General features: G+C 72.6%; 3 protein-coding genes. 1 reads left to right on the top strand and 2 read right to left on the bottom strand.

Translation table 11 applies throughout. The features are described 5' to 3' along the window. Positions 1-710 (bottom strand): cell division protein FtsX (locus NHG85_RS04495; RefSeq protein WP_253330221.1); only part of this gene is annotated, 710 nt, incomplete at its 3' end. 32 nt (positions 711-742) lie between these two features. Next, a complete protein-coding gene (locus NHG85_RS04490) occupies positions 743-1,417 on the bottom strand; it encodes a cell division ATP-binding protein FtsE (protein WP_253330219.1) in 675 nt (224 codons plus the stop codon). A 163-nt stretch (positions 1,418-1,580) separates the two neighbouring features. Between NHG85_RS04490 and NHG85_RS04485 the strand changes: the two genes are divergently transcribed. Further along, a partial coding sequence (locus NHG85_RS04485) for a zinc-ribbon domain-containing protein (RefSeq protein WP_253330217.1) occupies positions 1,581-1,805 on the top strand: 225 nt, incomplete at its 3' end.

Below are 1,805 nucleotides of genomic sequence, written 5' to 3'. Positions count from 1 at the left end.
GCCAGCAGCAGCCCGCCCGCCAGCGTTCCCGCCGCCGCGCCCATGAGCGCGCGCAGCGTGAAGCGGCGCACGAAGGCGTGGGTGATGTAGGCGTCGCGCGCGCCGACCAGCCGCAGCACCCGGATCACCTGCGCATTGGCCGAGAGCGCCGATTGCGCCGCCAAGGTGATCATCGCCGCGGTCGAGGCACCGATCAGCACGATGGCCAGCGCGCCCAGGGCGCGCAGCCGCCCGGCGGCGGCCACGAGCGGCTCGCGCCAGCGGGTGTGATCGTCGAGCACCGCGCCGGGCACCTCGGCCTGCAGCCGGGCGCGCAGCCCGGTGGCGTCATAGCCGCCGCCCTCTTCCTCTATCTCGATCAACTGCGGAATCGGCAGCGCGTCGAGCGGCAGATCCGGTCCGAACCACGGGGTCAGCAAGGCTTGTTCCTCTTCCTCGGTCAGGGCGCGCGCCTGCGCGATGCCCGGCGTGGTGCGCAGCACGTCGAGCGCGGCGGCGGTCTGCGCCGCCATCTGTTCGGCCGGGGCCGAGATGCGCAGCGTCGAGGTCTGCGCCAGCTCGTCGCTCCAGCGCGCGGCGAGCCGGCCGGTGGCCAGCGACAGCGCCAGCGCAAAGACCGTCAGCAGCGCCATGGCGGCGGCGGTGAACAGCGTCAGCCGCGCGGTGAAGCCGGTGGGCGGCACGGTGCGGTCGGCCTGCACGTCGCCCATGAGAAAGGACAGCGCCCGCCACGCCGCGCGCCTCACAGCTCGGCCCCCGCGGCGATGAGCTGGCGGTCCTTGAGCCGGAGCGTGCGCACCGGGACCTGCGCCTTGGCGCTGCGGATCAGGTTCATGTCATGGGTGGCGATCAGCACCGCCTTGCCCATGCGGTTGAGCTCGACCAGGAGTGCCAGCAGGCGCTGCGACATGTCCCAGTCGACGTTGCCCGTGGGCTCGTCGGCGATGATCACCTCGGGCGACATGATGACCGCGCGGGCCAGCGCCGCGCGCTGCCGTTCGCCGCCCGACAGCTCGGGCGGGCGGCGGTCGGCATGACGGGTCAGCCCGACCCATGCCAGCAGGTCGGGCAGGTAGGCCTCGGCCTCGTGGTGGCGCCCGGCCACCGTCAGCGGCAGCGCCACGTTGTCGGTGAGCGGGAGATGGTCGAGGAACTGGCAGTCCTGGTGCACCACGCCGATGCGGCGGCGGTTGAGCGCCAGCCCGTCGCGCGCCATGCCTGTGGTGTCTTCGCCCCAGAGCGACACCGCCCCCGAAGTCGGCACGAGATCGCCGTAGCACAGCTTCAGCAGCGTCGTCTTGCCCGCCCCCGACGGGCCGGTCAGGAAGTGGAACGACCCCGGCGCGAGCGACAGCGACAGGCCGGAGAACAGTTCTCCGCCGCCATAACTATAGGCCACGTCCCGAAGTTCGATCACCTGCCGCCCCCTGTTGCGTCTCCCTTCTGCCCGAGCCGCGCCGGGGTTGCAATTGCAGCGCTGCATCAGACGCCGCCATGCCGGCGCGTGCGTTCTTGGCGCGGCGCAGCGGGGCCGCTAGGTTGATCGCGCAGTGGCCGCCGGGCGCGAAGGGAAGAAACGCATGCGATTGACCTGCCCGAATTGCGGGGCCCAGTACGAGGTGACGCGCGATGCCGTCCCGCCGGGGGGGCGCGACGTGCAATGCTCGAACTGCGGGGTGACATGGCTCGCCACACCCGTGCCTGACCCTGTGCCCGAGACCGGGGAGGCCGTCGCGCCCGACCGACCGGCGCCGCGCAGCACGATCACGCCCGAGATTGCGGAGATCCTGCGCGCCGAGGCCGAG

This window comes from Limimaricola litoreus (genome assembly GCF_024159025.1).
Classification (GTDB): domain Bacteria; phylum Pseudomonadota; class Alphaproteobacteria; order Rhodobacterales; family Rhodobacteraceae; genus Limimaricola; species Limimaricola litoreus.
Note: the sequence above shows the minus strand (reverse complement) of the source record. Positions and strands in the feature narration are given on the sequence as shown.